We start from the raw sequence: 26,592 nt of genomic DNA, 5'->3' as shown, positions 1-26,592 counted from the left end.
TTTTTCATGGCACTCAAGATCACGGCTGCGCGCCATCCAGCTCGCTCGCGAGGGCCTGCTCCACCTCCTCGGCGGGCGGGGGGGCTGCAGAGGAGGAACCGACCGTTGCCGATGCCGACGAAGCCGCTGACCCGGCCACGGCAGGCAGGGTCGCCAAGGCCGCAGAGGCAGGCGCGGTCACGGGCGCCGCTGCATTGCACTGACACTCGCCCCCCTTCTCCTGATTACCCTGATGGGGGGCATACCAGCCCTTCAACCCCTGCTCCAGACGATCCGCAGCGGCCTGGGGCATCGTCTTGCCAAGCAGCACTTGCTGGCTCACCTCGGCCAGCTCGTCCCCGAGCTTGGGGGTCCCGCGGGAGAGGATCTGGGTGGCGACCCGGATGGTGGAGTCGCACTGATCCCGCCACTCCATCATCTCCTTTGCCGCCGGGTTGGTGGCCTCGAAGAAGTGGTTGGAGAGGGAGAAGAAGCCCGGCAGCGAGTTGGTGTAGAGCTCGGCAAACTGGGCCGTGGTCAGCCACTGCAGGAAGGCCATGGCCGCCTCCTTGTTCTTGCTGGCCGGGTTCATCCCCATGCCGATGTCCGTGTGATCGGCGAAGAAACAGCCATCCCCCTGCTTTGCCACGGGCGGGCGCATCACACCAAAGTCGACCTTGCCGGTGAAGGGGGCTATCTCCCAGGAGCCGGCGGCATAGAAGGCGGCCTTGCCCGAGGTAAACAACGCGTTGGTCGTGGCATAGTCCCGGCTCTCGCCCCCTTCACCCAGGTAATCACGCCAGCGGGCCAGCTCCTCGAACACCTTGACGTACTGCGGGTTATTGAGCCTCTCCTGGCCCCCGATCAGCGCCAGGCGGCCATCCTCCCCCTTCCAGTAGTTGGGGCCGATATTCTGGAAGCCGAGCTCGGAGGCGACCCAGCTCTCGGAGCCGCTCACGGCGAGCGGCACATAGCGGCCGTCCGCCTTCACCTTGTCGAGGGTCGCGAAGAATTCGTCGCGGGTCTGCGGCACCGTCAGCCCCAGCTCGCTGAAAATCTTCTTGTTGTAGAAGAAACCGTGAATGACCGAGGCCATGGGCACACAGAAGGTCTGGGCCCCGCTGTCGGTCTGCCAGGGCGACTGGGCGAAGCTCGGGAAGTTCTCCATGCCCGCCATCTCGCTCAGCTCCACCAGGTGGCCTGCCCTGAACAGGGCCAGGGAGTCGTCGAACGGACGGCAGGTGATGAGATCCCCCGCCTTGCCCTCCTTCAGGCTGGCCCAGAGAGTCGGCATGTACTCTACGTTCTGCACCCCGTTGAACTTCACCTGTATGCCCGGGTGGGCCGCCTCGAAGGCGGGAATGATCTTCTGCTCCCACAGGGCCTTGTCATCGATTCGCCAGCTCTCTATCACCAGCTCGCTGGCCACCAGCTGGCCGCACAACAGGAGACTCAGGGCCCCGATCCACTTGTTAGCCATAAGTCCTCCTACACCTTGAAATGAGCGATCAATTGCTGCTGCTTGGCGACCAGATCCGCCAGCACTTCACTGCTGCTTGCCGATTCCCGTGCCTCGCGCTCGGTCTCGTAGGCCACGTCCGCGATCCCGGCCACATGGCGGGCCACCCCTTGGCTGACGGAGATCTGCTCCTGGGCTGCGTGGGCCACCTGATCCGCCATCGCCTTGATGGCGCTCATCCGCTCGGCGATGGACTGCAGCGCCTCGTCCATGACCCGGGTCTGCTCGACGCATCCCTGGGTCTGCTCCTGGCTGCGCGCCATCACCTCCACCACGTGCCTGCTGGAATTCTGCAGGTTCTCGATCATGGCCTGGATCTCTTCGGTCGAGGTCTGGGTCCGGTTGGCCAGCGCCCGCACCTCGTCCGCCACCACGGCAAAGCCACGACCGGCGTCACCGGCCCGGGCTGCCTCGATGGCCGCATTCAGTGCCAACAGGTTGGTCTGCTCGGCGATGCTGCGGATCACGTCCAGGATGCTGCCGATGTTGTCGCTGAATTCCCCCAGCTTGTGGGTGATGCCGACCGCCTCTTCCATGGCGCCCGCCAGCTGCTCGGTGATCCGGCGCGTGCTGGCCACCTGTTTGCGTCCGGCACGGGCCTCTTCGTCCGCCAGATCCACCTCGCGCTTGGTGCCATCGGTGGAGCGCGCCACCTCGGTGGCACTGACTTCCAGCTCGGTGATGGCGGCGGCGACCTGATCGGTCTGACTCTTCTGATCCTGCACCCGGGACATGGCCCGCTCGCTTATCTCGGCGGCGCGGCTCGCCTCGTCCACCAGATGGCGGGAGCCGGCATTGATCTGGGCAAGCAGTTCCCCCGTCTTGTCCGCCAGGGTATTGATGGAGCGAGCCAGGCTGCCGAATTCGCAGCGGCTCTGGTAGTCGATGCGCCGCGTCATGTCACCCGTGGCCATGCGTTCCAGCTCCCGGTCGATGAGCTGCAACGGACGCTGGATGCTGCGGGCCGTAGTGTAGCCGATGATGAGCGCCGCGGCGGCCGAGATGACGGAGACCACCAGGATCCAGACGCTGGCACTGCTGACGGCACCATCAGCACCGATCCGGCTCTGGCTGGCGATGCTGCCCGCCGACTTGCCCATCTCGTCCAGCAACGCCAGGCTGTTGACCAGGCTGGTATCGAGCTGTTGGTTCAGGGCCTGCAGCGAGGCGGCGAGTTGCTGGCCGTGGCGCATGGTGGCGAGCAGCCCCTGGGGGCCGAGCGCCAGCTCCTGCATCCGGTCCAGATTGACGATGAAGCGCTGCCTCACATCGTCAGGCACCTGCACCCGCTCCAGCCGCTTGCGAGCCATCTCGATATCCTTGCCGAGCACCTTCTCCAGCTCGTTGAGATCGGTCTTGGCGTCGGCCCGACGAATGTTCTTCAGATCCCGGGCAATGCCCGAGGTGATGAGCTCAGCCTTGTTGCGCATGGATCGCTTGCTGGCAGTCTGCTGCAACAGCAGCTCGGCGGCCCACTGATAGGTGTCCTCCAGCCGGATGAACGCCAGCTCCAGCTCATGACGCCGATCGAGGGCGGCCACCCACTGGCCATGCTGGGTCAGCACCTGATCCGCCAGACCATAGAATTCCCGGGTCGCCCCGTCGATCTGACGGAACCGCTCGCCCGCCTCGGCCACTTCATCGAAGCGGGCCATCTCCCTGCTCTGGGCCAGGAAGCGTTCCTGCTGCGCCTTGAACTGACTGGCCAGCTGTGGCAGCTGGGTCGCATCCTCGCTGGTTCTGTAGGTCAGCACCCAGCGGTTGCTGTCCTGCAATGCGCCCTTGAGACCGGCGACCGCGATCACCAGCGGGGTGGCGCGATCCGAGACCTGGGACAGCCCCTCGTTGATCCCCCGGATCTTCAGGATGCTGATGAAGCCGAGCAAAACCAGCAACAGCAGCATCAGCACAAATCCGGCGATGATCCGCTGCACGATAGATAAACCCATGGAGACATCCTCACTCGTTGGGAAAGATATGAACCTGGAGGTTATCGGCAGCCTGAGACAATGGAAGAGCAGTTCATGGCGCGATGGCGCACCGGATCACAGTTCTTGTGCGGTGCTGGACAGAAAAGGGCCCGAACAGAGCCGGGCCAAAGAGACATGCTTGGTTGTCATGGCCTTGTGGCGGCCAACCTTGTCATCAGAAGCGGTAGCCGACACCGAACATGAAGGCGACCGGATCGATGGAAGTGTCGATGGTGCCCACGGCGGTGTGCACATCGGTGTCGATGTCGATGATCCAGGCGGAGGCGTTGACGAACCAGCGATCGTTGATCGCCATGTCCAGGCCCACCTGACCCGCCATCCCCCAGGAAGAGTCGACGCTCACCTCGGTGCCGGCCAGGGCACCGCGCCCCTCCTCGTCGAAGAAGGTGGTGTAGTTGATACCGGCGCCGACATAGGGACGCACCTTGCTGTTGGCATCCCCGAAGTAGTACTGCGCCATCAGGGTCGGCGGCAGGTGTTTGACCTTGGCGACCTCACCCAGACCGGCCGTGGAGACCGAATGGGAGAAGGGGGTTGCAGCCAGCAGCTCGACACCCCAGTTGTCCGTCAGCATGTAGGAGAGGGTCAGGCCCAGCTGCATGTTGCTGTCGATCTCAAGCTCGCCCGTCCCCAGGACGTCGTCACTGCTGGTCTGGGGAGAGACGAAGGCCAGGCCCCCGCGGACCAGGATGTCACCGGCCTGGTGCGCCATGGCGACAGGGGAGGCAAAGGCGGCTGCGATTAACAGAGGAAGGATCTTTTTCATCACGTAATTCCTTTTTTGTTTTCTTTCTAAGTTGTAAGCCCGAAAACTATAAAAGGATGTGAATGATCGGTTATTGATTTAGCTCAATAGTTATCAAGAAATAGATGGATGTACACAGCAGCTTATGGGGCTTACAAATTCAGCACCACGCAAAGAAAAATCATTTAAATACATGATGATGCAGTTAATTTTCACATCTGAAACCGATTTAAAATAGCAAATAAATACACCTTAACGACCTTCATATTTCCTTTTCATTGTTGTTTAATTATGGCCACAGGGGTATTTTATTAACGCAATGTAGCCACGCTGTAATTTTATTTTTATGAAACCACAGACCCGCAAAGACAAAATAATCGGCATCCTGGCCGCCATCTGGGGCATAGGCTCCTTCCTGTTCATTCTGCTGGGCTTCCTGTTTGCCCTCGCCTTCCTGATGCTGACCCACTGAGTCCCCCGGCCAGTACGCAGGTTCGCCAACCGGCTCCACATCGCCCCGTTTATTTCCCCTTCCGCTTCTGCCATCCCCTCCGATGAGGCTCTGCCCATGAAAAAAGGGGCCTGAGCCCCTCGTTTTCATGACCTTCCCTTACTTGCCCAGCAGCGGGGCCAGGAAACGGGCCGTATGGGATTCCTTGCAGCGACTCATCTCCTCCGGCGTACCGGTCACCAGGATGCGGCCGCCACCGGCGCCCCCCTCCGGCCCCAGATCGACGATCCAGTCGGCGGTTTTGATGACGTCCAGATTGTGCTCGATGATGACGATGGTGTTGCCCCGATCCCGCAACTGGTGCAGTACCTTGAGCAGCTGCTGGATGTCGTGGAAGTGCAGCCCTGTGGTCGGCTCGTCCAGGATATAGAGGGTCTGGCCGGTATCCCGCTTGGAGAGCTCCCGCGCCAGCTTGACCCGCTGCGCCTCGCCCCCCGACAGGGTGGTGGCTGACTGACCGAGGCGGATATAGGAGAGGCCCACGTCCATCAGGGTCTGCAGCTTGCGCGCCACCGCCGGCACCGGATCGAAGAAGGCGCGGGCATCTTCCACCGTCATCTCGAGGATCTCGTGGATGTTCTTGCCCTTGTACTTCACCTCCAGGGTCTCGCGGTTGTAGCGCTTGCCCTTGCAGACGTCGCACGGCACGTAGACGTCCGGCAGGAAGTGCATCTCCACCTTGATGACACCGTCCCCCTGGCACGCCTCGCAGCGCCCCCCCTTCACGTTGAAGGAGAAGCGGCCCGGCTGGTAGCCGCGGGAGCGCGCCTCCTGGGTGCCGGAGAGCAGCTCGCGGATCGGGGTGAACAGGCCGGTGTAGGTGGCCGGGTTGGAGCGCGGCGTGCGACCGATGGGGCTCTGGTCGATGTCCACCACCTTGTCCAGGTGCTCCAGCCCCTCGACGCTGCGATAGGGTGCCGGGGTGGACTCGGTCGCCTTGTTCAACTCGCGGTGGGCAATGCGGAACAGGGTGTCGTTGATGAGCGTCGACTTGCCGGAGCCGGAGACGCCGGTGACGCAGGTCATCACCCCGATGGGCAGGTCCAGGTTGACGTTACGCAGGTTGTTGCCGCTCGCCCCTTTCAATTTCAACCACTTGCCGGTGAGCGGCGTGCGCTCGGCCGGGATGGCGATCTGCTTGCGACCGGAGAGGTAGTCACCGGTCAATGACTCGGGGTTGGCGATGATCTCCGCCGGTGTGCCCTGAGCGACGATGGCGCCGCCGTGCACCCCGGCCCCCGGGCCGATGTCGAGCACGTGGTCGGCGAGGCGAATGGCGTCCTCGTCGTGCTCCACCACGATCACCGTGTTGCCGAGATCCCGCAGGTGGGTGAGCGTCTTGAGCAGCCGCTCGTTGTCCCGCTGGTGCAGGCCGATGGAAGGTTCATCCAGCACATACATGACCCCCACCAGGCCGGCGCCGATCTGGCTGGCCAGCCGGATCCGCTGCGCCTCGCCGCCGGAGAGGGTCTCGGCGCTGCGGGACAGGCTCAGATAGTTGAGGCCCACGTTGACCAGGAAACCGAGCCGCTCGACGATCTCTTTCAGGATCTTCTCGGCGATCTGTGCGCGCTGGCCGGTCAGGTTCATCCCTTCAAAGAAGGCCAGCGCATCGCCGATGGACTGCTCGGCGATGGCCGGCAGGTTGCGATTATCCACGAAGACGTGGCGCGCTTCTTCCCGCAGCCGGCTGCCGCCACAGCTGGTACAGGACTTGTTGGCGATGTACTTGGCCAGCTCTTCCCGCACCGAGTTTGATTCGGTTTCCCGGTAGCGGCGCTCCATGTTGTGGAGGATCCCCTCGAACGGGTGCTTGCGCACCACAACGTCGCCGCGGTCGTTCATGTAGCGGAACTCGATCTCGGTACGACCGGAACCCCGCAGGATCACCTCCTGGATCTTGGCCGGCAGATCCTCCCAGGGCGCCTCCAGATCGAACTGGTAGTGTTCGGCCAGGGATTTCAGCATCTGGAAGTAATAGAAGCTGCGCTTGTCCCAGCCACGGATGGCGCCGCCGGCCAGGCTCTGGCCCGGATCGTGGATCAGCTTGGCAGGGTCGAAGTACTGCTGCACCCCCAGGCCATCGCAGGTGGGACAGGCGCCGGCCGGGTTGTTGAAGGAGAAGATGCGCGGCTCCAGCTCAGACATGGAGTAGCCGCACTCCGGGCAGGCGAAGTTGGCGGAGAAGGTCATGGGCTCCACGCCCTCCTCCCCGTCCATGGGCACCACCAGCACGATGCCGCCGGAGAGGGTCAGGGCCGTCTCGAACGACTCGGCCAGACGCAGGGCCAGATCCTCGCGCACCTTGAAGCGATCCACCACCACCTCGATGGTGTGCTTCTTGTGCAGCTCCAGCGCGGGGGGATCCGAGAGATCGCACACCTCCCCGTCGATACGGGCACGGATGTAGCCCTGGGCGGCCAGGTTCTCCAGCAGCTTGGTGTGCTCCCCCTTGCGGTTGCGTACCACGGGGGCAAGCAACATCAGCTTGGCACCTTCCGGCTGGGCCAGCACCTGGTCCACCATCTGGCTGATGGTCTGGGCGGCGAGCGGAATGGCGTGGGTCGGACAGCGCGGCTCGCCAACCCGGGCGAACAACAGACGCAGGTAGTCGTAAATTTCGGTGATGGTGCCGACGGTCGAGCGCGGGTTGTGGGAGGTGGACTTCTGCTCGATGGAGATGGCCGGAGACAGCCCCTCGATGTGGTCCACGTCCGGCTTCTCCATCAGGGAGAGAAACTGGCGAGCGTAGGCAGAAAGCGACTCCACGTAGCGGCGTTGTCCCTCCGCATAGAGGGTATCGAACGCCAGGGAGGATTTGCCCGAACCGGAGAGGCCGGTGACCACGATCAGCTTGTCACGGGGCAGGATCAGGTTGATGTTCTTGAGGTTGTGGGTGCGGGCACCCCGGATCACGATTTTTTCCATCTTGTTGCGCGCTCGATACGGGAACCAGAGCGGGTCAGTATGGCATAGAGACTACTGGATGAATAGACAGTCTTTCTCGTCCCGCTCCGCCTCTCAGAGATACTCCTTGGCCCAGCTCACCGCCTGCAACCGGTTCTTGACGTTCAGCTTCTTGAACACGTTGTAGAGGTGGGATTTGACGGTGTGCTCGCTCACGAAGAGGTTGTCGGCGATCTCAGTGTTGGAAGCGCCCGTCATCAGATGGCGGACGATCTCCTGCTCGCGGGCCGTCAACAGTGTCTGCTGGCGCAGGGGTTGCCCGTTGCCCTTGCGGTAGTAATCCACCAGGTCGCACAAGAGGTGGCGCGGGATCCAGTACTCCCCCTGCAACACCTTGCGAATGCCGAAGACCAGCCTGTCCAGGCTGTCCTGGCGGAAGAAGAGGCCGCTGGTGTGGGGCCACATCAACAGCAGCTCCTTGTCCGTACTGGTCGGGGCATTGAGCAGCACGGCGCTGGCATCGCCAAAACGCTGGCAGATGGTCTTGCTCCACAGCTCCTGCTGCGCCGACTTGAGGTAGTCCAGATCGATCAACAGCAGCGGTTGGGTGCCAGTCACGGCGGGATCGGGCAGAGCATCCAGCGCACCCACCAACATGATGGGGAGGTCGAGCTGTTCGCTGAGGTGACGCTGGAAACTGGTGGCTTGTGCGTTATTTTCGGTGATCAGCACTAGGGGATATTCGGGCGTCATCAAGAGAACTTCCTTGCACATTCGGTCGGGGCTTTTCGGCAAGAAGAGTACCAATCCCCCTTCTGGCTGCAGCATTAAAAAAGTATTAGGCGTCGCGGTGGCCCTTTTGAAGCCCGACAATTTTCCAGCCAATACAAATGACTAGCACACCCCCCCCATTTGGGGGGTAGCTAGTGCCTGACTGCACCATAGCAAGCCTTCCCTCCCGATGCAGCACACTCCTGCGTCATCCCCTTGCTGGATTCCCCGGACCTCGGGTAAGTTACTCAGTCTGCGTTGGCGCCCGCAGAGGCAGGAAGGTGTGCGCTCATGCCCGCCAACTGGTACTATGACGGGCAAACGCTGTGGCCGGTTGAGTGCCGCTCCTGTCGGCAACCCCGCGCAGCCAGGACACTGAATGCAGATGACGCCCATTCGCGGCGCGCATCTCGTTGCAAACAAACGCATTATTGAATGGGCCCAGGCATCTGGCCTGGCCGGTATACATAAGGTGGAAGAGAGATTATGGCCAGTCGAGGCATCAACAAAGTCATTCTGATCGGTAACCTGGGCCAAGACCCGGAAGTGCGCTACATGCCGAGCGGCGGTGCCGTGACTAACATCACCCTGGCCACCTCCGACACCTGGCGCGACAAGCAGACCGGCGAGCAGAAAGAGCGGACCGAGTGGCACCGCGTCGTCTTCATGGGCAAGCTGGCCGAAGTCGCTGGCGAATACCTGAAGAAGGGTTCCCAGGTCTATGTGGAAGGCAAGCTGCAGACCCGCAAGTGGCAGGATCAGAGCGGCCAGGAGCGCTACACCACCGAGGTACTGGTAGACAGCTTCACCGGTGTGATGCAGATGCTGGGTGGCCGTCCGCAGGGCGCCGGTCAGGGCATGGGCGGCCAGTCCTCCCAGGGCAACTGGGGCCAGCCGCAACAGGCCGCACCGCAGCAGAACATGCAACGTCCTGCCGCTCCGCAGCAGAACATGCAGCCCCAGGGTGGCTACGGCCGTCCGGCCCAGCAGCCGCAATCCGCACCGCCTGTCTACAACGAACCGCCGATGGATTTCGACGACGATATTCCGTTCTGATGCATATCGGGCCCTGATCATTCAGGGCCTTTTTTTGCCTGTTTCTGACGCACTCATCGCCACGGTCATCATGGTGCTGCGACTATCCGGATCTTACCCTCACGTGTGCATGCGCTTGCGGCTATCATCGAGGCGAGCCGCACCTTCGAGAGCCAGCATGAGTCACCTTAGCCGCCTGTTGTACCTCACTCTGCTGATGTTCACCGTCCCCCTGATGGCACAGCCGCTGCGGGTGGGGGTGAGCTTCGCCATTCCACCCTATGTCATCAGCAAAGAGGACAGAGGCATCGAGCTGGATCTGGTGCGCGAGGCCTTCGCAGACAGCGGCCATGACCTGCAGGTCGTCTATCTCCCCCTGGAGCGAACTTTCCGGATGCTGGAGGAAGGCAAGCTGGACGCCATCATCAACGTCAAGCCCGGCATGCTGAACAACGCCCACCTCTCCCAGAGGGTGATCACCTTCCACAACCGGGTCTTTACCCTCGATCAGACGGCACTGCACAGCCTGCAGGATCTGCAGACCTTGCGGGTCAGCGCCTTCCAGCGGGCAAAACAGATCCTGGGGGAGGAGTTCGCCGGGATAGTCGGCAGCAATCCCCGTTATGAGGAGGTAGCGAGGCAGGAAGGTCAGGTGCAGAGGTTGCTGCTGGGCCGCGCCGATGCCGTGATCCTGGAGCAGCGGGTCTTCTACTACTACCTGGCCAGGTTGCTCGGGGAGACAGAGAGCGGCGAACGCTACCCCTCGGAGAGCGTCAGGCAACACGACCTCTTCCCTCCTACCCACTACCACTTCGCCTTCAGGGACGTCACACAGCAACAGTGGTTCGACAGGCAGCTCACCCGGATGAAGGCAGACGGACGCTATGAACGCATCTTTGCCCGCTATGGCGCGAGCTCATCGACAGGAAACATAAAAGCCAGCCCATGACAGACTGGCTTGATACTGGCTCCAAAGGAACAACAGTGAGGGGAGCGTTACTTCATCGCGCTGCCATTTTTCAGGTCGGCTTTCTGCCGTTTGGCCTCGCGCTTCTCTTTCAGTGACATCTGCGGTTTTTTCTTGGCATCTTTGCCGTGATGCTGTTCTTTGTTGCTCATCATCAGACTCCAAAAAGGTTACCAGGACAGTTGGAACGAAATTCCAGCATGTCAGCCGAATCGTAAAACCAGTACGCTAGCAGTGACGATCAGTGATCGCACTGACCTCAGCATACCCCCAACCTTCCGTCGGGATCCAGCCTCACAGCGGCAAGGCCAGGCAGGGCCTCCAATAGGCACACTTCAGGGATCAGCAGCCACAGATGAGACAAGGAAGGCACTTTTCACATCGGACAGTCGATGAGACGAGTTCCCCTGATGGATGTGTGTTAGGGTGGCCATTCACCTGCCGCAGGATAGCGCCATGAAGAAGCTGGAAATGAAAGATCTGACCGAGACCGAGAAGGCCGAGATCGCCCTCCTGGTGCAGAAGGCCCAGGCCAACGCCGATCACACCCTGACCAACGGGGAGCGCAACAAGATCCGGGAGGCCGGGCGACTGAAGATTGCCGCGGATCGCGCCAAGGCAGCAAAGGATGCCTCAGCACTGGCACGGGAAAAGGCCAAGGAGCGTGCCAGGGAGCAGGTGTTGCCAGACACCTTCAACTGGGCAGACTCAGTCAGCAACAAATTCCGTGGCAGACGATAATTTCAGCATGAATGCTTGAGGATGAAAACACCATATAAAACATTCATTTCGGTGTTTACCTCCACTCACCCCAACAGGACAGACAAATCGTCCATTTACATTACAAAAACAAGCATAACCAGCCGAAGTGGCCAGTACAGAGAAAACAGAATACCAAGATAAAGATTGCCATGACGGAGTGTGCGTGTTCTAATCGTTTTCGATGGTTCGGTAGTTCAGACCTGATTATGTTAGGCAGTCATCTTAAAGCAGTGATTTGTGCATAGAGTTGTCCCGGATAATTCTTGCCAGATAATTTCCCTCTTTAGTGCTCCCCATACGTATTGCTGACGAAAAATCATGGATTGCCACCCCGAGTGGCGTTTCAATATCACTATTGTAAGGAAATTATCATGTCCAAAATGACTGGTACCGTAAAATTCTTCAACGCCGAGAAAGGCTTCGGTTTCATCTCCCCGGCTGACGGCAGCAAAGACGTGTTCGTTCACTTCTCCGCCATCCAGTCCAACGGTTTCAAAACCCTGGAAGAAGGTCAGCGCGTTGAGTTTACCATCGAGCAAGGCCAGAAAGGCCCGGCTGCTGCAAACGTCGTTCCGCAGTAATTCAAGCCGGAGCACCTTCCCCTCTACGGGCAAGGGCCTCTGCAAGAATTGAAAAAACCCGCTTCGGCGGGTTTTTTGTTGGCTTTTTCCGGCTGGCCGGCTGGTTGCCCTGCTGCCATCTCGCCACGGGCAACAAAAAGGGCACCATAATTGTGCCCTCTCTCGTGGCCATGGCCCTTACAACGGCAGGCTGATCCTCGCCTCCAGCCCCCCCTCCTGGCGATTGTGCAGGCTGAGCTCCCCGCCGTGCTGATGCACCAGGGTACGGGCGATGGCGAGCCCCAGCCCCACGCTGCCAGACTCTGTGTTGCGGGCCTCGTCGAGGCGCACGAAGGGCTTGAACACCTCCTCCAGCTGGTTCTCGGCGATCCCCGGCCCCTGATCACAGACCAGGATCACCAGCTCGGTTTCGGTACGCAGCAGCGACACCTCGGCCCCCCCCGCGTACTTGATGGCGTTGCCGATGAGGTTTTGCAGCACCCGGCGCAGGGTATTGGCCCGACAGGCATACACCTGCTTGCCCTCGGCCAGGCAGGTAACCGGCTGCCCCATGTCGGCGTAGTCGTCGCACAGGCTCTCCAGCAGGCTGACCAGATCCAGCTCCCGGGTCGCCTCCTGCTGCCCCTCCTCCCGCGCGAAGCTCAGGGTCGCCGCCAGCATCTGCTCCATCTGCAGCAGGGTCTGCTGGAATCGCTCCTTGTCCTCCCCGTCCGCCAGAAACTCGCTGCGTAGCCGCAGGCTGGTGATAGGGGTGCGCAGGTCATGGGAGATGGCGGCCAGCATCCGGGTTCTGTCCTGCACGAAGCGATCGAGCCGGGTATGCATGCGGTTGAAGGCCTGAATGGATTCGCGGATCTCGATGGGCCCCTCTTCCCGCAGGGGTTCTATGTCCTCACCACGCCCCAGCCTGTCCGCATTGGCGGCCAGCTGCTTGAGAGGCAGGGTCGCGCGGCGGAACAGCCAGATCATCAGACCGATCACCAGACTCGCCACCAGCAACAGGTTGAGGGTGGTCTGCCAGGACCAGCTCGCCGTCTCCTTGTCCACCAGGGAGCTGAACTGCAACCAGCCACCGTTGGGCAGCTCGATGGAGCCGTAGAGTCGCATGTCCTGGGGCGGCGGCATGCCGTTTCGCTCCTTCATCATGCGGTTGTGATGCTGCCAGGCCCGGCTGCGCTGGACGTCCTGCTTCAACTCGGCGCTGATCTCCACCGCCAGGGAGGAAGGGTAGCCGAGCTTGGCCCGCACCAGCTTCTCGTAGCGGGGGCTGCGGTTGTCTGGCAGCAGCGGCTCGTCGGAGAGGCGCAGCAGCAAAGTCTCGCTGCGGCTCGCCTTGAGGATCTCGTGATAGAGGGAGGGGGGCGAGAGGGAGAGCAGGCGCACCACAGAGATGATGCGCTGCATGGCGTTGCGGCTGTTGACGTAGCCGAGCGCCTCCTCCCTGTCCGAGCGGTAGATCTGGATGCTGAGCAGCTGGATCAGCACCAACCCCGCCAGGGCCACCAGCACGATCTGGCCGGTCAGCCCCTTGGGCAGCAGCCTGGCGAAGAAGCGCTTGATCATGACGCGCTCACTCCTGGGTCACGTCGGCGGCGAACAGGTAACCGCCGCCCCAGATGGTCTTGATGAGCTCGGGATTCTTGGGATCCCGCTCCAGCTTGCGCCGCAGGCGGCTCACCAGGGTGTCGATGGCACGATCGAAGGCCACGGCCTCCCGGCCCCGGGCCAGATCCAGCAGCTGATCCCGGCTCAGCACCCGCTGCGGGCGCTCCAGGAAGACCTTGAGCAGATCGAACTCGGCGGTGGAGAGGCTCATCCCCACCCCTTCCTCGTCCACCAGCTCGCGGCGATTGATGTCGAGCAGCCAGCGGTCGAAGCGCAGATCCCGGGTCAGTGTCTCGGGGACGGGCAGGCTCTCCGCCTGGGTGCGGCGCATCACCGCCTTGATGCGGGCCAGCAGCTCCCGGGGATTGAAGGGCTTGGAGAGGTAGTCGTCGGCCCCCATCTCCAGGCCGATGATGCGATCCGTCTCCTCCCCCATGGCGGTGAGCATGATGATGGGCAGGCGAGACTTGACCCTTAGCTCGCGACACAGGGTAAGACCATCCTCCCCCGGCATCATCAGATCCAGCACCAGCAGATCGAACTCCCGCTCGTCCAGCAGCCGCTTCATCTCCTTGCCATCACGGGCACAACTGACGCGCATGCCGTGCTGTTCCAGAAAGCGCTTGAGCAGATCGCGGATCTCGCTGTGGTCGTCGACCACCAGAATATGAGGGCTGCCTTGGTTCATCACTGTCTCTCCCGTTATCGAGCTGGGGCGATTATACGAAAATCAACCGGGCGGGTTGTGTCAAAGTGTGCCAGAGCGGCAAGATGCCACACTCTGCTACAAAATAGTCCGGTACTGGCAAAGTTCAGACACTTCCACGGTGTTTACTGAGTACCAAGGCGAAACAGCCTGTACCCGTATCAATCCGACAGGAGTTACCCATGAAAAAGCTGACCAAGACCCTGCTGACCGCCACCCTGATCCTTGGCCTGCCGCTTGGCGCCTACGCCGCCAGCGAGGCTGTCTCCACCGCGCAACCGACCCAGGCCATGGCCACCAACTGCGCCATGGACGGTACCGGCATGATGGGCGGCAAGCACCATGGCGGCCGTCACGACAAGATGGCCCGCATGCAGAACATGACCCCGGAGCAGATCCAGGCCCACCTGCAGCAGCGCTACGACAAGATTGAAGATCCGGCCAAGAAGGCCGAGTTCGTGAAGAACCTCTCCCTGCGCGCCGACGGCATGACCAAGCACGCGGAAGTGATGAAGCAGTTCGCCGAAGCGAACCAGTAATTCGAAAGCAGCAAAAAGGGGCCCGCGGGCCCCTTTCTTTATACACGTCGTTCAGATTCAGGCCTTGGTCTTGTCGGCCAGGCTCAGGGTCTTCACTGTCTCCCCTTCGAACTTGATCACCACGTTCTTCTGGGCCACTTCGGACTCCTTCAGCAGGGAGGCTGTGGTCTCGGCCAGCAGCGGAGAGGCCTTGTTCAGGGCGCTCAGGTCGTAGGTCCACACTTCCAGACCGGCTTCGGTCAGGGTGCTGGCCGGCTCGCCCAGCTTCTCCTTGATGGCCTGCTTGTTGGAGCCGCCTTCCTTGATGTCCAGGGCCGTTTTGATCGCCTCGTTGGAGGCGGTGTCCATGGCGCTGCCCGCCATCTCCTTGGCGGTGCTGGTGACACTGCTGGTCACGGTGTCAGTCAGGGCATCCATCAGGCCGGCGTGGGCAACCAGGGGCAGGGTAGTCAGGGCAATCAGAAGGCACTTCTTCATGAAGATACATCTCGCAGGAATGAAAAGAGCGCGCATGAAACCAGCGGGATGAAATGGCGTCAAGACAATCCCAAGATCAAGTCGTATCCGGGGGGATAAACCCGTCCATCGCCTCCGACCAGTGACGCCGGTCTAGCCGCAGAGCTGATCCTTGCCCGCCAGCTTGGCCCGATAGAGGGCCCGGTCCACCCTCGCCATCAGATGATTCAGGGGCTCGTCAGGGTCGGACTCCACCAGTCCGAAGCTCAGGGTGATGGGCTCCACCCCCTGGACCCTGGCGTAGCCCAGTCGCTGTCGCAACTTTTCGGCGACCTTGTGGGCCTCCCCCAGGCGCGTATTGGGCAGCACCAGCATAAACTCGTCCCCGCCCCAGCGGGCCAGCAGATCGATCTCGCGGATGCAGTCCCGGGTCAGGCGCACTATGTCGATCAGGGTCTGGTCGCCGACCCCGTGACCATAGCGATCGTTGATCTGCTTGAAGTCGTCCACGTCCATGGCGATCACGGCGAAGGGCTCCTTGAAGCGCCTGGCGCGCTCATACTCCAGCCTGACGCCGTGCTCCAGCCGATAGCGGCTGGCCGCCCCGGTCAGAGAGTCCGTCTCCGCCAGGCGGCGGTTTTCTTCTACCTGGTGTTGCAGCTCCAGATTGAGCCGCTCCAGCTCGGCGGTGCGCTCCGCCACCAGCTGTTCCAGGGAACGGTTTTGCAGCTCCAGCCGCAGGTAGAGCTCCCGCTGGGCGTGGATGTCCCGGTGCGCCCCTATCATCCTGGCCACGGAACCGTCCGGATTGCGCGCTATGATGCGGCCACAATCCTCAATCCAGATGAAGTCGCCGTTGTGGCAGCGGCAACGGTACTCCACCCGGTAATCAAGCTCGCTTCCGTTCAGATAGGCGTCGAAGCGCGCCATGACCCGCGCCAGATCGTCCGGGTGGATCACGTTCTCCCAGGTCAGCACGGAGTTGTCGAGAGAGTGCGGCTCATACCCCAGCATCTGGTACCAGCCGGGATTGCGATAGACGTAGCCGGTGTTGGCATTCCAGTCCCAGATACCATCGCTGACGACCTGCAGAATGCCGTGCACCACGGCCTCGTTGAGATCCGGGATCACGAGCGTGTCATTGTGTTGCAGCATGGGAACCATCCTTGTTCTGCTACGTGGCCACCAGGGTGGGCGGCCCGGTTCCGAATAGTGAATCACGGTGAAAAGGGCAACCTGCCGGCCGGGATCCGTGGTGGCGGTGGAGCCCCTGTGCCCCGCTCATGACAGGGTTATCGGCCCGCCACCATTTGTCTGAATAACAGTAGCAGTCACCCTGCCTCAGGTCTTGGAGGGGAGTCACGCTCCTGCCGCATTTCCTTGCGGCCCGGCTTGCACCAATCGGGTGCACACCTTTGGCGCAGCCCTGCCCACATTGGGCACGCCGCTGGTAGCCGCCATGCGGGAATTAATCAAACACTTGAATAATAAGATAAAAATTCTTGGCCCAATATTTGCCAATATCAATACGTGAGTGAACCACCATGGATTGGGGACATTGCATGAAATTGATTACCGCCATCATCAAACCGTTCAAGCTCGACGACGTGCGCGAAGCCATCGCCAATCTCGGCGTCGAGGGGCTGACGGTCTCCGAGGTCAAGGGGTTTGGCCGCCAGAAGGGGCACACCGAACTCTATCGGGGCGCCGAATACCAGGTGGATTTTCTGCCGAAGGTGAAGCTGGAGATCGGCACCCTGGCCGACAACGTCGAGCCGATCATCGAAGCCATCAGCAAGGCCGCCTACACCGGCAAGATAGGTGACGGCAAGATCTTCGTCTACGACCTGCAAGCCGCCGTGCGCATCCGCACCGGCGAGACCGACGCAGACGCCCTTTGATACGACTGGAACTGAGGAATACGACATGGAAGAGTTGATCAAATCCGTTAGCGAGCTGCGCTATGCACTCGACACCTTCTACCTGCTGATCTCCGGCGTGCTGGTCATGTGGATGGCCGCCGGGTTCGCCATGCTGGAGGCCGGCCTGGTCCGCGCCAAGAACACCACCGAGATCCTGACCAAGAACATCCTGCTCTATGCCATCGCCTGCATCATGTTCCTGCTGGTCGGTTACAACATCATGTACGTGGACAACACCGCCGGTGGCTGGCTGCCGAGCTTCGGCAGCCTGATGGGCAGCCAGGCGGACGACGCGGGCCACTCCCTGCACTCCGACTTCTTCTTCCAGGTGGTCTTCGTGGCGACCGCCACCTCCATCATCTCCGGGGCGGTGGCCGAGCGCATGAAGCTCTGGTCCTTCCTGCTGTTCTGCGTGGTGATGACCGGCTTCATCTACCCCATGGAAGGCTTCTGGACCTGGGGCGGCGGCTTCCTGAAGGAGGCGGGCTTCTCCGACTTCGCGGGCTCCGGCATCGTGCACATGGCGGGCGCCGCCGCTGCCCTCGCCGCCGTGCTGCTGCTCGGCCCCCGTCGTGGAAAATATGGCAAGCAGGGCGAGATCTACCCCATCCCCGGCTCCAACCTGCCGCTGGCGACCCTGGGCACCCTGATCCTGTGGATGGGCTGGTTCGGCTTCAACGGCGGCTCCCAGCTCGCGCTCTCCAGCGCCGCTGACGCCACCGCCATCGGCACCGTCTTCGTCAACACCAACGCCGCCGCGGCCGCCGGTGTGGTCGGCGCCCTGCTGGTCAGCAAGCTCACCTGGGGCAAGGCGGATCTCACCATGATCCTCAACGGCGCCCTCGGCGGCCTGGTCGCCATCACCGCCGACCCGGCCTCCCCCAGCCCGCTGTTCGCCAGCCTGATCGGCGCCCTGGCCGGTGCCCTGGTGGTCTACGCCATCGTCGCCTTCGATCGCATGAAGATCGATGATCCGGTCGGTGCCATCTCGGTACACGGGGTGTGCGGCCTGTTCGGCCTGATGGTGGTGCCCTTCTCCAACGAAAGCACCACCTTCGGTGCCCAGCTGCTGGGTGCCGCCGTCATCTTCGGCTGGGTCTTTGTCGCCGCCCTGATCGTCTGGAGCCTGCTCAAGGCCACCATGGGCCTGCGCGTCAGCGAAGAGGAAGAGTTGATGGGCGTGGACATGCACGAGTGCGGCATCGATGCCTACCCCGAGTTTGTCAGCGTCAAATCCAGCCTCTGACGAGAGGCGTTGAAGGCGGGGCCGAAGGGAAACCTTCGGCCCCGTTTTTTTGGGCCCTTCAGGCCAGGGGAGATGACCCTGGCAGGCGCCACCCCGAGGTCGAGGTGCGCCTCAACGCCAACCCCCAGGCGCCACTAATAGGCCGGGGCGGCCTGCTGACCCGCCTCTTCACCAGGAGCTATCACCCCGAGAATGACTACCACCTGCTCCGGGATCCCGACTCCCCCTGGTTGACCCGGATCCGCTGCTTTACCGACCGGCTCAAGGAGGAGGTTGCCCAGGGTCCCGGCTGCCAGCCGGAGATACAGGCCGAACCATAAGCCAGAGGGGGTTGGAGAGTGTGGATATCCGACGACCCTAATCTCTGGCTTGCCGAAACCCTGGCTATGCATCAGTAGGTTGGTATAGACCCGATGAAACCCAACATAAATTATGCCGATTAAAAAATCTGAGAATAAGGGTTGTAGAAGAGCTTGCTAAGCCCAACATAAGTGATATCTATTGAAAATATCGGAGGAATGATTGGGGATATCGTGGAAAGCCTAAAGTATGTGGCCCAATAGTTAATACTCTTGATGTTATTTCTATTTAAAAACTAGATCTTTGCAAACTCTAGACATACTATAAGTCACATTTGGGGCCGCGCGGATTGAGTTATGAAAAAGTGTGAGAAAAAAAATAAAAGAATCATATTTTCCCTTGAGCACCGCAGGATCATCTCCTCGCTTAAGAGGTCGTACTCTAATGCTTTGCGATCCGCTACTGCGGAGGAGATATTAGTTTCTCAGATTAGGTTGCATAAATACCCCGTAAAACCTCCTCGCTGTACATCTCCAAAATATAGATCTGCAATACTCTCAGCAAAAAAAAAGAGAGCGATCCCAGTCAAAATGCCTAAAGTAATCAACTATTATAACGAGCGTCAATTTGAAGCGTTGAGCATTTGCCTCGATAAGTTAAGGCGCCATATAAATTCTGGCTATAAAGTGTTTCTTGATTTTTCAGAAACTGAAAAAGTTACTGCAGCTGCAATGTTATCACTGCTAGCCGAAGTAGATCAGCATACTCGAGTTAGTCAGCATGGATATAGGGCCATAAGTTTCAATCACCCCCAAGATGAAAAAGTAGAGTCTGTTCTTAAACAGGTTGGATTTTATGACTTACTAAGAAAAAATAAACGCCCTACAAAAGATTTTGATGATGTTATTTATTGGCAGTATACCAGCGGTGTTTGTTCAGAACCATTCCTTGCGCAAAAAACCATACAGGAAATAAGAAAGGAACTAGCTCTAAAAGCCAGTAGAAAGTTATACAGAGGCTTTTCTGAAGCGATGGCAAATAGCGTAGAGCATGCTTACTCTTCGAATCGTTGCCTAGATGAGATCGATCCTAATACTGCAACAGAAAAATGGTGGTGTTTTGCCGCAATAAAAGATGAGAAGTTAGTTGTCGTAATATGTGACAAGGGAGTCGGAATTCCTAACACATTACCTAAAACTCAAGCTGGGTTCTTACAAGAAATATTTGAGTTTTTAGGTGTCAGAGAAAGGACTGACTCTGCCTTTATTAAAGCATCTTCAAACCTAAGAGAGACCAAAACAGGACTAGCAAATAGAGGGAAAGGAATACATGATATGAAAGCTGTTATCGATGCACATGAAGATGGGCTACTGACAATCTTCAGTAACAAAGGGTGTTACGGTTACAGAGGTAATGGTGGCAGTTTCTCTGACTTTGTTATAGATTACAAGCATTCTGTTAGAGGGACGATCATTGAATGGTCACTACCTCTTAAAGGTAAAGCTGGAGTCGTGCAGGAGGGCGCCGCATGAGCACAACATTTAAAGTTTCTGATAAATTCACATGCCCGGGTCCAAGATATATTTCTTTGGGAAAATACTCTGGTGAATATTACAGAGGGATTATTAAAGATACGATCTTGTCCGGTGATGAAGTAACAATAGACCTCGACGGTACAGAAGGATATGGCTCATCATTTTTAGAAGAGGCTTTTGGCGGTTTGATTCGAGATGGTGTTCCTGTTGAACTAGTGAAGAAAATAAAATTCATTTCAAATGAAGAGCCAGACCTCATTGATGAGATCCAAGACTATATCAATGAAGAGGCAGCAAGAAATATTGACAGGTAAATATTTCTATGGACTCTATACAATCTTTCTTAAATGACTTCTCTTCCCAATTTAAAAAAGAGGGTCAATATATAACATGGCTCTTAGTACTGATAGGATGGGTCGTTGCAGGGTGTGTCGCATTTATAATAGCGAAATGGCAGGAATCTAAAAACATCGCTCGAGAACATGCTGAAAACACACGTAGAAATCTAGAGAAAATATTTAGTTTAAAGCGAGACTTAACATCTAGAATCACACAACTTGAAGATGAGTCAATAGATTTTTGGCTTTCACCACCAAGTATATATCAAAAAGATATAGATAAGTTTTCTCGTGACATAAAAATAATTACAGGGATCGCTCGTGAAATTGATGGGCTGTTATCTCATACTTATCCTAGTCTGAGCTTTCGGCACTTACGGCGAGCAATTACGCTTTATAGCGACACAACTGTCTCCCCCGAAAGCTATCAAGGCCACCGAATTCAAACTATTCGTGATGAATGCATTCGTATAAGAAATCATTACCAATAAAATCTAGATGAACGGCGGTGATTTTTACCGCCGTCCAACCCATCACTCCCCCAACCTCTGTGCCAACCCTGAATAACGCTCGGTCTTTTTCCGCACCGCTTGGGCCAGCAGGGCGCGATCGCCGTAGAGATCGAGCCGAGCCTTAGCGCGGGTGATGCCGGTATAGACCAGCTCGCGGGTCAGCAAGGGGCTGGGGCTGTCGGGCAGCACCAGCACGGTATGGGCAAACTCCGAGCCCTGGGATTTGTGAATGGTCATGGCATAGACGGTCTCGTGGGGCGGCAAGCGGCTGGGCAAGAGGGCGCGCAGGGTGCCGTCCGGCTGCTCGAACCAGACCTTGAGCCGCCCGCTTTCATCGGGCAGGCAGAGCCCCATATCGCCGTTGTAGAGGCCGACCCCGTGGTCGTTGCGCACCACCATCACGGGGCGACCGGCATACCAGTCGCCATCGCGGGCAATCAGGCCCGCCCGTGACAGGGCCAGTTCGAGGCGCTCGTTGAGCCCCTCGACCCCGAACGGGCCATCGCGCAGGGCGCAGAGGATCTGAAAACCGTTGAATGCCTTGAATACGGCGGCGGGCTCCTCCCCCGCGCGGGCCGCCTTCAGATAGCTGCCGTAACCGGCCACCCCCTTGGCAATCAACTCGTCGTAGGCCTCCCCCGCCCAGGGGTGCAGGCTGATATCCGTAAAACCCGCGCCCCAGACAGCCTCCACCGCCGCCGCATCGCCGCCGTTGCAGGCGCGCGCCAGCTGGCCGATGCCGGAGTGCTGATCGAAGCGCCAGCTCTTGGAGAGCAAACAGAGGCTGTCACGCACTGGGGCCCCTGCGGGCGTGCCCTGCAGACGGTAGCCGGTCTGGCGGGAGAGCCACTGTGCCTGCGCCGGGCTGATGCCCTGTTCGATAAAGCTGCAGATATCGCCGAGCACGGCCCCCGCCTCCACCGAGGCGAGCTGATCCTTGTCGCCGAGCAGGATCAGGCGGGCATGGCTTGGCAGCGCATCGAGCAGGCGCGCCATCATCGGCAGGTCGACCATGGAGGCCTCATCCACCACCAGCAGGTCGAGGTGCAGCGGGTTGCCTTTGTGGTGGCGGAACTGGCTGCGCCCCGGGATCACCCCGAGCAGCCGGTGCAGGGTGCCCGCCTCGGTGGGGATGGCTTCCACCCACTCGGGGGGCAAGTCCAGCGCCTGCAGGGCAGAACCGATACTCTCGGTCAGACGCGCCGCCGCCTTGCCCGTGGGGGCCACCAGCCGGATCGCCGGGGCCTTGCCCCCTTGCAAGCCGGTCTCCACCAGAATGGCCAGCAGTTTGGCCACCGTGGTGGTCTTGCCGGTGCCGGGGCCGCCGGAAATGACCGCAAAGGGGCGCGCCGCCGCCGTGGCCGCCGCCAGCTTCTGGCCGTTGCAGCAGAGTGCCTCGGGCACCAGTGCATCCAGTTTGCTCAGGTCGTTTGCAGCCTGGGCGCTGGCCAGCAGCGCCTCGATGGCGGGCCACTCCACCTCACTTGGGAACACCAGATCCAGGTACTTCTCGATAAAGTGGCGGGCCGAGAAGTCGGGGGCGAGGCGGGCCTTGAGCAGGGCCCCGAACACCAGGCCGTAGTCGCGGGCAAAGAGGCGCGACAGGGCCGGGGCAATCTCCGGCCATTCGGCGCGCTCACTCAAGGCACGAAGATGGCGGGCCACCCCTTGCTCGTGATCGTGGTAGCGGGTGAGGTAGAGGCGGCCGTGCCAGAGCCGCAGCGGCCAGCGCGGGGCTTCCCCCTCATCCTGTTCGCCGCCAACCAGCGGGCTGGCCGCAAACAGGGCAGGCCAGCTCGCCGGATCCGCCAGATCGGCCAGCAGATCCCGGCCCTGATCCGGATCCAGCCCGAACGGGCGCAAGGATCCGGCAGATAGCATCTCCAGCGGCAGACAGACGTGGCCCCGCCCCAGCTCGAAGCAGGCGAGCGCCGCCCCCAGCACCAGCTCGGGGCCGCCGCCCAGATCGGCCACCAGCTTGGCAAATTGCAGATCCAGCTGGCGGATGCGCCCCGCCAGCGCCAGGGCCTTGAGTCGTTCGATCATCATTGCGCGCTTCATGCTTCTACCCCGTTATCCGAAACTTGTGCGAGGGCGGGCGTAGCCCCCTCGCTAAACAGCCGATCCAGCCCCAACACCAGGTCACGGCTGGGGCGGGTATGGAAGATCCCCCCCTGCGGCATGCCACGCAGGAACAGATAGAAGACCCCGCCAAAGTGCTGCTCGAAGTCGTAACCCGGCAGGCGCAGGGCGAGCAGCCGGTGCAGCGCCAGGGAGTAGAGCTGGTATTGCAGGTCGTAGCGATGCTCCACCATGGCCTGCTCCAGCGCCGGCCGGCTGTAGTCCGCCGGGCTCATGCCGAGGTGGTTGGATTTGTAGTCGAGCAGATACCAGCGCCCCTGCCACTCGAACACCAGGTCGATAAAGCCCTTGAGCATCCCCTGCACGGTGGCGAAGCTGAGGGGCTTGTTGCCCCGCGACAGCGGGTCGTGCTGCTGGCAGAGCGCCGTCAGCGCAGGGGCCGTCACCCGCCCCATGGGCAGGAAGAACTCCAGCTCCACCTGCTTGCGCTCGGGGGCCAGATCCCGCAGCCGCACCGGCTCGCCAAAGCCGGTTTCAAGCGGCGTATCCAGCACCGCCTCCACCTGCTGTTGCAGCACTTGGGCCCAGCTCTCGTCGAAGCCATCCTGCGCCAGCAGGGTGGCGATATGCTGTGCCAGCGGCTCGCCTGCGGCACTCTCAAAGTCGATGGTCTCGAACAGGCTGTGGAGCAGGGTGCCGGGGCGCGCCCCCTTCGGGAAGGTGAAGATGGAGGGCTGGGGCGCCTGCACTGGCTCTTCGGCAGCCAGCGCCGCCGCCTCGGTCACCACCTCGTCATCGAAGCCGGGGTTGGCCAGCACCCCCTTGCTGTGACCGTGGCCCTGGGCCGCGAGACCAGAGTAGGAGCTGATCCACCAGTCCCGCTCAAGGGTGCCGCCAAAGCGGCGCACCTGGGGCTCACCCAGTTGCTCCTCTTCTGCCGGCAACGGGGCCGGGCGGGTGAGCGAGGGCTCACCGACGGCCACCCCGGGTAGATCTTCAGCAAGCGCACTGAGGGCGGTGGCCAGGGTTGCGGCGTCCCCCTCCTCCCCCTTTTGCAGCAGGTAGCCGATGGCGGTCTGGTGCAGGTCGGTCTTCTCCGACTTGCCATTGCCGGAGCGCACCGGCGCCAGCCCCAGCCAGGTGGCGTAGACGCCCCGGGTCAGCGCCACATAAAGCAGCCGCAGATCCTCGGCGAGGCGCTCCTTGTCGGCCTCCGCCAGAGACTCCTCGGCGCCGGTAAGATCGAGGATGGTGCGATTACCCGCCTCATCGGCCTCGTGATAGAGGGGGGTATCGGCGCTGCGGTGGCTGCAGATAAAGGGGAGGAACACCAGCGGGTACTCCAGCCCCTTGGATTTGTGGATGGTGACGATCTGCACCAGCTTGCGCTCGGACTCCAGGCGAAGTATCTGCTCCGCATCCTGGCCGCTCTGGCGGTTTACCGCCTCCCCCAGCCAGCGCAGCAGGGCGTATTCGCCGTCCAGCTCGCTGCTCACCTGCTGCAAGAGCTCCCCCAGATGGAGGAAGTTGGTCAGCCGCCGCTCCCCGTAGGGGCTCGCCAAAAGCGATGCGGCGAGATTGCGCCGGTGCAGCAGGGCCCGCAGCATGGCCAGCACACCGCGCTTGTGCCAGACCTTGCGGTACTCCATAAACTCCTGCACCGCGCTCTCCCAGGCCCGCTCGTCCGAGGCAAGCTCGTCGAGGGCCTTGGCGTCCAGATCGAACAGGCCGGTGGCGAGCGCCGCCCGCAAACTTCTCTCCTCGCTCGGGTTCTGGCAGGCGTGCAGGATCAGCAAGATCTCCCGCGCTTCCACCTGCTCCAGCACGCTCTCGCGATTCGACAGATAAACCGAGGCGATGGCGAGCCGCGCCAGCTCCTGCTGCACCAGCTTGCCCTCGGCGCCGGTGCGCACCAGCACGGCGATATCCCCGGCCTTGACCGGCTCACTGCCGATCAGTGCCTTGCCCTCCCGGGCCAGGGTCAGCAGGCGGTGGATCTCCGCCGCCGTGGCGCGGGCCATCTTGCTCTGGTAATCCCCCCGGTTGAAGGTGGGCTGGCCGGTCAGCTGCCAGCAGTGCAGCACGGGGGCGGTTTCGCCCTCCAGCAGTAGCGCCTTGCTCTTGCCCTGCGCCTCCACCGGCAGGAAGGGGATATCCGCCTCGTAGATAAAGGGATCCTTGGCTCGCTCGAACAGACCGTTGACCGCCGCCACCAGAGCGCCGCTGGAGCGCCAGTTGCGCCCCAGGGTGTAGTGGGCGCTCACATTTCGCCGCGCCTGAATGTAGGTGAAGATGTCGGCGCCGCGAAAGCCGTAGATGGCCTGCTTGGGGTCACCGATCATCAGCAGCGCCGTGTCCTGGTGGCCGCCGTACAGCCGATGGAAGATGCGGTACTGCTGGGGGTCGGTATCCTGGAATTCATCGATCATGGCCACCCGGTAGGTGGCGCGAATGCGCTCGCACAGCCGCTCGCCAAGGGGGGAGTCGAGCGCCCCGTCGAGGTCTTTGAGCAGATCGTCGAACGAGAGCTGATGGGCCTGGCGCTTGCTGGCCTGCATCCGGCTGCGCACCACCACGGCGGCCCGCTGCAGGATAAGGTCGCGGATGCCGGGACGGCTCGCCAGCAGCGCGTCGATCTCGCTGAACAGCGGCAGGGTGGGCAGCTCGCCCCCCTTCTTGAGGTTCGCCTCCAGCACCGTCTGGCCGAAGCGCTCCAGCTCCTTAGGGATCGCATAGCCGCTGGCCTCATCTTGCGCCCAGTCGGCTATCTTGGCGAGCCACCCCTCGTAGTTCTTGCCGGTATAGCGGCTGATATGGCCGTCGGTCTGGCGGCGGATCTCGTCCACCTGCGCCAGCCAGGCCGCTTTCACCGCCTCGATGCGGGCCATGGCCGCCTGATGGCGGGCGGCCAGGGTCTCGTCCCCCGCCGGCGGGCGCATCTCCAGCTCGCTGTTGTCGAGCCAGCCGTTCATCTCCCGCAGCAGGGCCGCCGGGCTCGGCCAGAGCGCGCGCACGGCGCTGGCCAGGGTTTTATCCACCGGATAGAACTCGGCGCGCCAGTAGTCGCTCACCGCCTGCAACCTGAGCTGGCTGTCGTCGGTGAGAAATTCGGTTTCGAAGAGGGCGCCCGACTCGAAGGCATTCTGTTTCAGCATCCGCTGGCAGAAGCCGTGGATGGTGAAGACGGCCGCCTCGTCCATCTGCCGCTCGGCGGTCAGCAGGCGGCGGGCCGCCAGCTCGTGATCCTCCACCTCCTCCAGCAGCTGGGCCAGCAGGGCATCATTGCTTTGCCCACGCATAAAGGCGAGGCGCGCCTCGTGGATGCGGCCGCGGATCCGCCCGCGCAGCTCGGCAGTGGCCGCCTCGGTAAAGGTCACCACCAGGATCTCGGTCACCGACAGGGGTCGCTCGTGGGCGCTCATCTGACCAGCATCGGCCCCCTCTTCAATGAGCGGGCCGTGGCCCAACAAGAGGCGCAGATAGAGGCCGGCAATGGTGTAGGTTTTGCCGGTGCCGGCAGAGGCCTCGATCAGCCGCTCGCCATGGAGGGGAAAACGCAGCGTATTGAGCGGGTTAGCCATGA

The 26,592-nt window shown here is 61.0% G+C and carries 24 protein-coding genes; 12 read left to right on the top strand and 12 right to left on the bottom strand.

What is annotated here, in order from left to right:
• Window positions 1-19: 19 nt before the first annotated feature.
• The 3 genes from J9885_RS13380 to J9885_RS13370 all read right to left on the bottom strand — a co-directional run bounded on the left by J9885_RS13380 (window position 20) and on the right by J9885_RS13370 (window position 4,255).
• Window positions 20-1,459: an ABC transporter substrate-binding protein gene (locus tag J9885_RS13380; RefSeq protein ID WP_210549752.1), complete on the bottom strand. Its 1,440-nt coding sequence runs from the start codon at window positions 1,457-1,459 to the stop codon at window positions 20-22.
• Window positions 1,460-1,467: 8 nt separating this feature from the next.
• Window positions 1,468-3,447, bottom strand: coding sequence for a methyl-accepting chemotaxis protein (locus J9885_RS13375; protein ID WP_210549751.1), 1,980 nt, complete (start codon window positions 3,445-3,447; stop codon window positions 1,468-1,470).
• Window positions 3,448-3,643: 196 nt separating this feature from the next.
• Window positions 3,644-4,255 carry an OmpW family outer membrane protein gene (locus tag J9885_RS13370; protein ID WP_043762606.1) on the bottom strand — a complete coding sequence of 204 codons (612 nt, stop codon included), beginning with the start codon at window positions 4,253-4,255 and terminating at the stop codon, window positions 3,644-3,646.
• Window positions 4,256-4,580: 325 nt separating this feature from the next.
• Here J9885_RS13370 and J9885_RS20090 point away from each other — a divergent pair, with 325 nt between their 5' ends.
• Window positions 4,581-4,706 carry a hypothetical protein gene (locus J9885_RS20090; protein WP_268749070.1) on the top strand — a complete coding sequence of 42 codons (126 nt, stop codon included), beginning with the start codon at window positions 4,581-4,583 and terminating at the stop codon, window positions 4,704-4,706.
• Window positions 4,707-4,844: 138 nt separating this feature from the next.
• On the opposite strand, the gene uvrA is transcribed toward J9885_RS20090, so the two are convergent.
• A complete protein-coding gene (gene uvrA / locus J9885_RS13365) occupies window positions 4,845-7,673 on the bottom strand; it encodes an excinuclease ABC subunit UvrA (RefSeq protein WP_210549750.1) in 2,829 nt (942 codons plus the stop codon).
• Between the two features lie 93 nt (window positions 7,674-7,766).
• Window positions 7,767-8,405 (bottom strand): LuxR C-terminal-related transcriptional regulator, encoded by a 639-nt coding sequence (locus tag J9885_RS13360; protein ID WP_081843839.1) that lies wholly within the window; start codon window positions 8,403-8,405, stop codon window positions 7,767-7,769.
• Between the two features lie 504 nt (window positions 8,406-8,909).
• On the opposite strand from J9885_RS13360, the gene J9885_RS13355 reads away from it, so the two are divergent.
• Window positions 8,910-9,479 carry a single-stranded DNA-binding protein gene (locus J9885_RS13355; RefSeq protein WP_043808882.1) on the top strand — a complete coding sequence of 190 codons (570 nt, stop codon included), beginning with the start codon at window positions 8,910-8,912 and terminating at the stop codon, window positions 9,477-9,479.
• Between the two features lie 157 nt (window positions 9,480-9,636).
• Window positions 9,637-10,407 (top strand): transporter substrate-binding domain-containing protein, encoded by a 771-nt coding sequence (locus J9885_RS13350; RefSeq protein WP_043762595.1) that lies wholly within the window; start codon window positions 9,637-9,639, stop codon window positions 10,405-10,407.
• A gap of 47 nt (window positions 10,408-10,454) precedes the next feature.
• Here J9885_RS13350 and J9885_RS20085 read toward each other — a convergent pair whose 3' ends face one another.
• Window positions 10,455-10,577, bottom strand: a complete 123-nt coding sequence (locus tag J9885_RS20085; RefSeq protein ID WP_081843838.1) for a hypothetical protein — start codon at window positions 10,575-10,577, stop codon at window positions 10,455-10,457.
• A gap of 304 nt (window positions 10,578-10,881) precedes the next feature.
• Between J9885_RS20085 and yjbD the strand changes: the two genes are divergently transcribed.
• Together yjbD and J9885_RS13340 are read left to right on the top strand one after the other, a co-directional pair.
• On the top strand, window positions 10,882-11,166 hold the full coding sequence (gene yjbD / locus J9885_RS13345; protein WP_043762593.1) for a DUF3811 domain-containing protein: 285 nt from the start codon (window positions 10,882-10,884) through the stop codon (window positions 11,164-11,166).
• Window positions 11,167-11,558: 392 nt separating this feature from the next.
• Window positions 11,559-11,768: a cold-shock protein gene (locus J9885_RS13340; RefSeq protein ID WP_010675897.1), complete on the top strand. Its 210-nt coding sequence runs from the start codon at window positions 11,559-11,561 to the stop codon at window positions 11,766-11,768.
• Window positions 11,769-11,945: 177 nt separating this feature from the next.
• On the opposite strand, the gene J9885_RS13335 is transcribed toward J9885_RS13340, so the two are convergent.
• Window positions 11,946-13,331, bottom strand: coding sequence for an ATP-binding protein (locus J9885_RS13335; protein WP_210549749.1), 1,386 nt, complete (start codon window positions 13,329-13,331; stop codon window positions 11,946-11,948).
• A gap of 7 nt (window positions 13,332-13,338) precedes the next feature.
• Window positions 13,339-14,061 carry a response regulator gene (locus J9885_RS13330; protein ID WP_043762590.1) on the bottom strand — a complete coding sequence of 241 codons (723 nt, stop codon included), beginning with the start codon at window positions 14,059-14,061 and terminating at the stop codon, window positions 13,339-13,341.
• A gap of 200 nt (window positions 14,062-14,261) precedes the next feature.
• Between J9885_RS13330 and J9885_RS13325 the strand changes: the two genes are divergently transcribed.
• On the top strand, window positions 14,262-14,618 hold the full coding sequence (locus J9885_RS13325) for a hypothetical protein (protein WP_210549748.1): 357 nt from the start codon (window positions 14,262-14,264) through the stop codon (window positions 14,616-14,618).
• A 57-nt stretch (window positions 14,619-14,675) separates the two neighbouring features.
• Here J9885_RS13325 and J9885_RS13320 read toward each other — a convergent pair whose 3' ends face one another.
• Together J9885_RS13320 and J9885_RS13315 are read right to left on the bottom strand one after the other, a co-directional pair.
• The gene (locus tag J9885_RS13320) at window positions 14,676-15,095 is read right to left on the bottom strand and encodes a hypothetical protein (RefSeq protein ID WP_210549747.1); all 420 of its coding nucleotides are present in this window, start codon (window positions 15,093-15,095) and stop codon (window positions 14,676-14,678) included.
• 132 nt (window positions 15,096-15,227) lie between these two features.
• Window positions 15,228-16,229: a sensor domain-containing diguanylate cyclase gene (locus tag J9885_RS13315; RefSeq protein ID WP_210549746.1), complete on the bottom strand. Its 1,002-nt coding sequence runs from the start codon at window positions 16,227-16,229 to the stop codon at window positions 15,228-15,230.
• Window positions 16,230-16,636: 407 nt separating this feature from the next.
• On the opposite strand from J9885_RS13315, the gene glnK reads away from it, so the two are divergent.
• The 6 genes from glnK (at window position 16,637) to J9885_RS13285 (ending at window position 20,906) form a co-directional block, all read left to right on the top strand.
• Window positions 16,637-16,975: a P-II family nitrogen regulator gene (gene glnK, locus J9885_RS13310; protein ID WP_134697147.1), complete on the top strand. Its 339-nt coding sequence runs from the start codon at window positions 16,637-16,639 to the stop codon at window positions 16,973-16,975.
• 25 nt (window positions 16,976-17,000) lie between these two features.
• Window positions 17,001-18,242 carry an ammonium transporter gene (locus tag J9885_RS13305; RefSeq protein ID WP_210549745.1) on the top strand — a complete coding sequence of 414 codons (1,242 nt, stop codon included), beginning with the start codon at window positions 17,001-17,003 and terminating at the stop codon, window positions 18,240-18,242.
• A gap of 104 nt (window positions 18,243-18,346) precedes the next feature.
• Window positions 18,347-18,562: a hypothetical protein gene (locus J9885_RS13300; RefSeq protein WP_246876951.1), complete on the top strand. Its 216-nt coding sequence runs from the start codon at window positions 18,347-18,349 to the stop codon at window positions 18,560-18,562.
• 570 nt (window positions 18,563-19,132) lie between these two features.
• Entirely contained in the window at window positions 19,133-20,074 is a 942-nt protein-coding gene (locus tag J9885_RS13295; RefSeq protein WP_210549744.1) for a hypothetical protein, read from the top strand.
• Window positions 20,071-20,391 carry an STAS-like domain-containing protein gene (locus J9885_RS13290; RefSeq protein ID WP_210549743.1) on the top strand — a complete coding sequence of 107 codons (321 nt, stop codon included), beginning with the start codon at window positions 20,071-20,073 and terminating at the stop codon, window positions 20,389-20,391. Before J9885_RS13295 ends, J9885_RS13290 begins: the two co-directional genes overlap by 4 nt.
• 8 nt (window positions 20,392-20,399) lie before the next feature.
• Window positions 20,400-20,906, top strand: coding sequence for a hypothetical protein (locus tag J9885_RS13285; RefSeq protein WP_210549742.1), 507 nt, complete (start codon window positions 20,400-20,402; stop codon window positions 20,904-20,906).
• A 42-nt stretch (window positions 20,907-20,948) separates the two neighbouring features.
• Here J9885_RS13285 and recD read toward each other — a convergent pair whose 3' ends face one another.
• Together recD and recB are read right to left on the bottom strand one after the other, a co-directional pair.
• Entirely contained in the window at window positions 20,949-22,988 is a 2,040-nt protein-coding gene (gene recD / locus J9885_RS13280; RefSeq protein ID WP_210549741.1) for an exodeoxyribonuclease V subunit alpha, read from the bottom strand.
• Window positions 22,985-26,590, bottom strand: a complete 3,606-nt coding sequence (gene recB / locus J9885_RS13275; protein WP_210549740.1) for an exodeoxyribonuclease V subunit beta — start codon at window positions 26,588-26,590, stop codon at window positions 22,985-22,987. Before recB ends, recD begins: the two co-directional genes overlap by 4 nt.
• Window positions 26,591-26,592: the final 2 nt, after the last annotated feature.

The sequence above is a fragment of the Aeromonas sp. SrichE-2G genome (assembly GCF_017939565.1).
Lineage (GTDB): Bacteria > Pseudomonadota > Gammaproteobacteria > Enterobacterales > Aeromonadaceae > Aeromonas > Aeromonas taiwanensis.
Note: the sequence above shows the minus strand (reverse complement) of the source record. Positions and strands in the feature narration are given on the sequence as shown.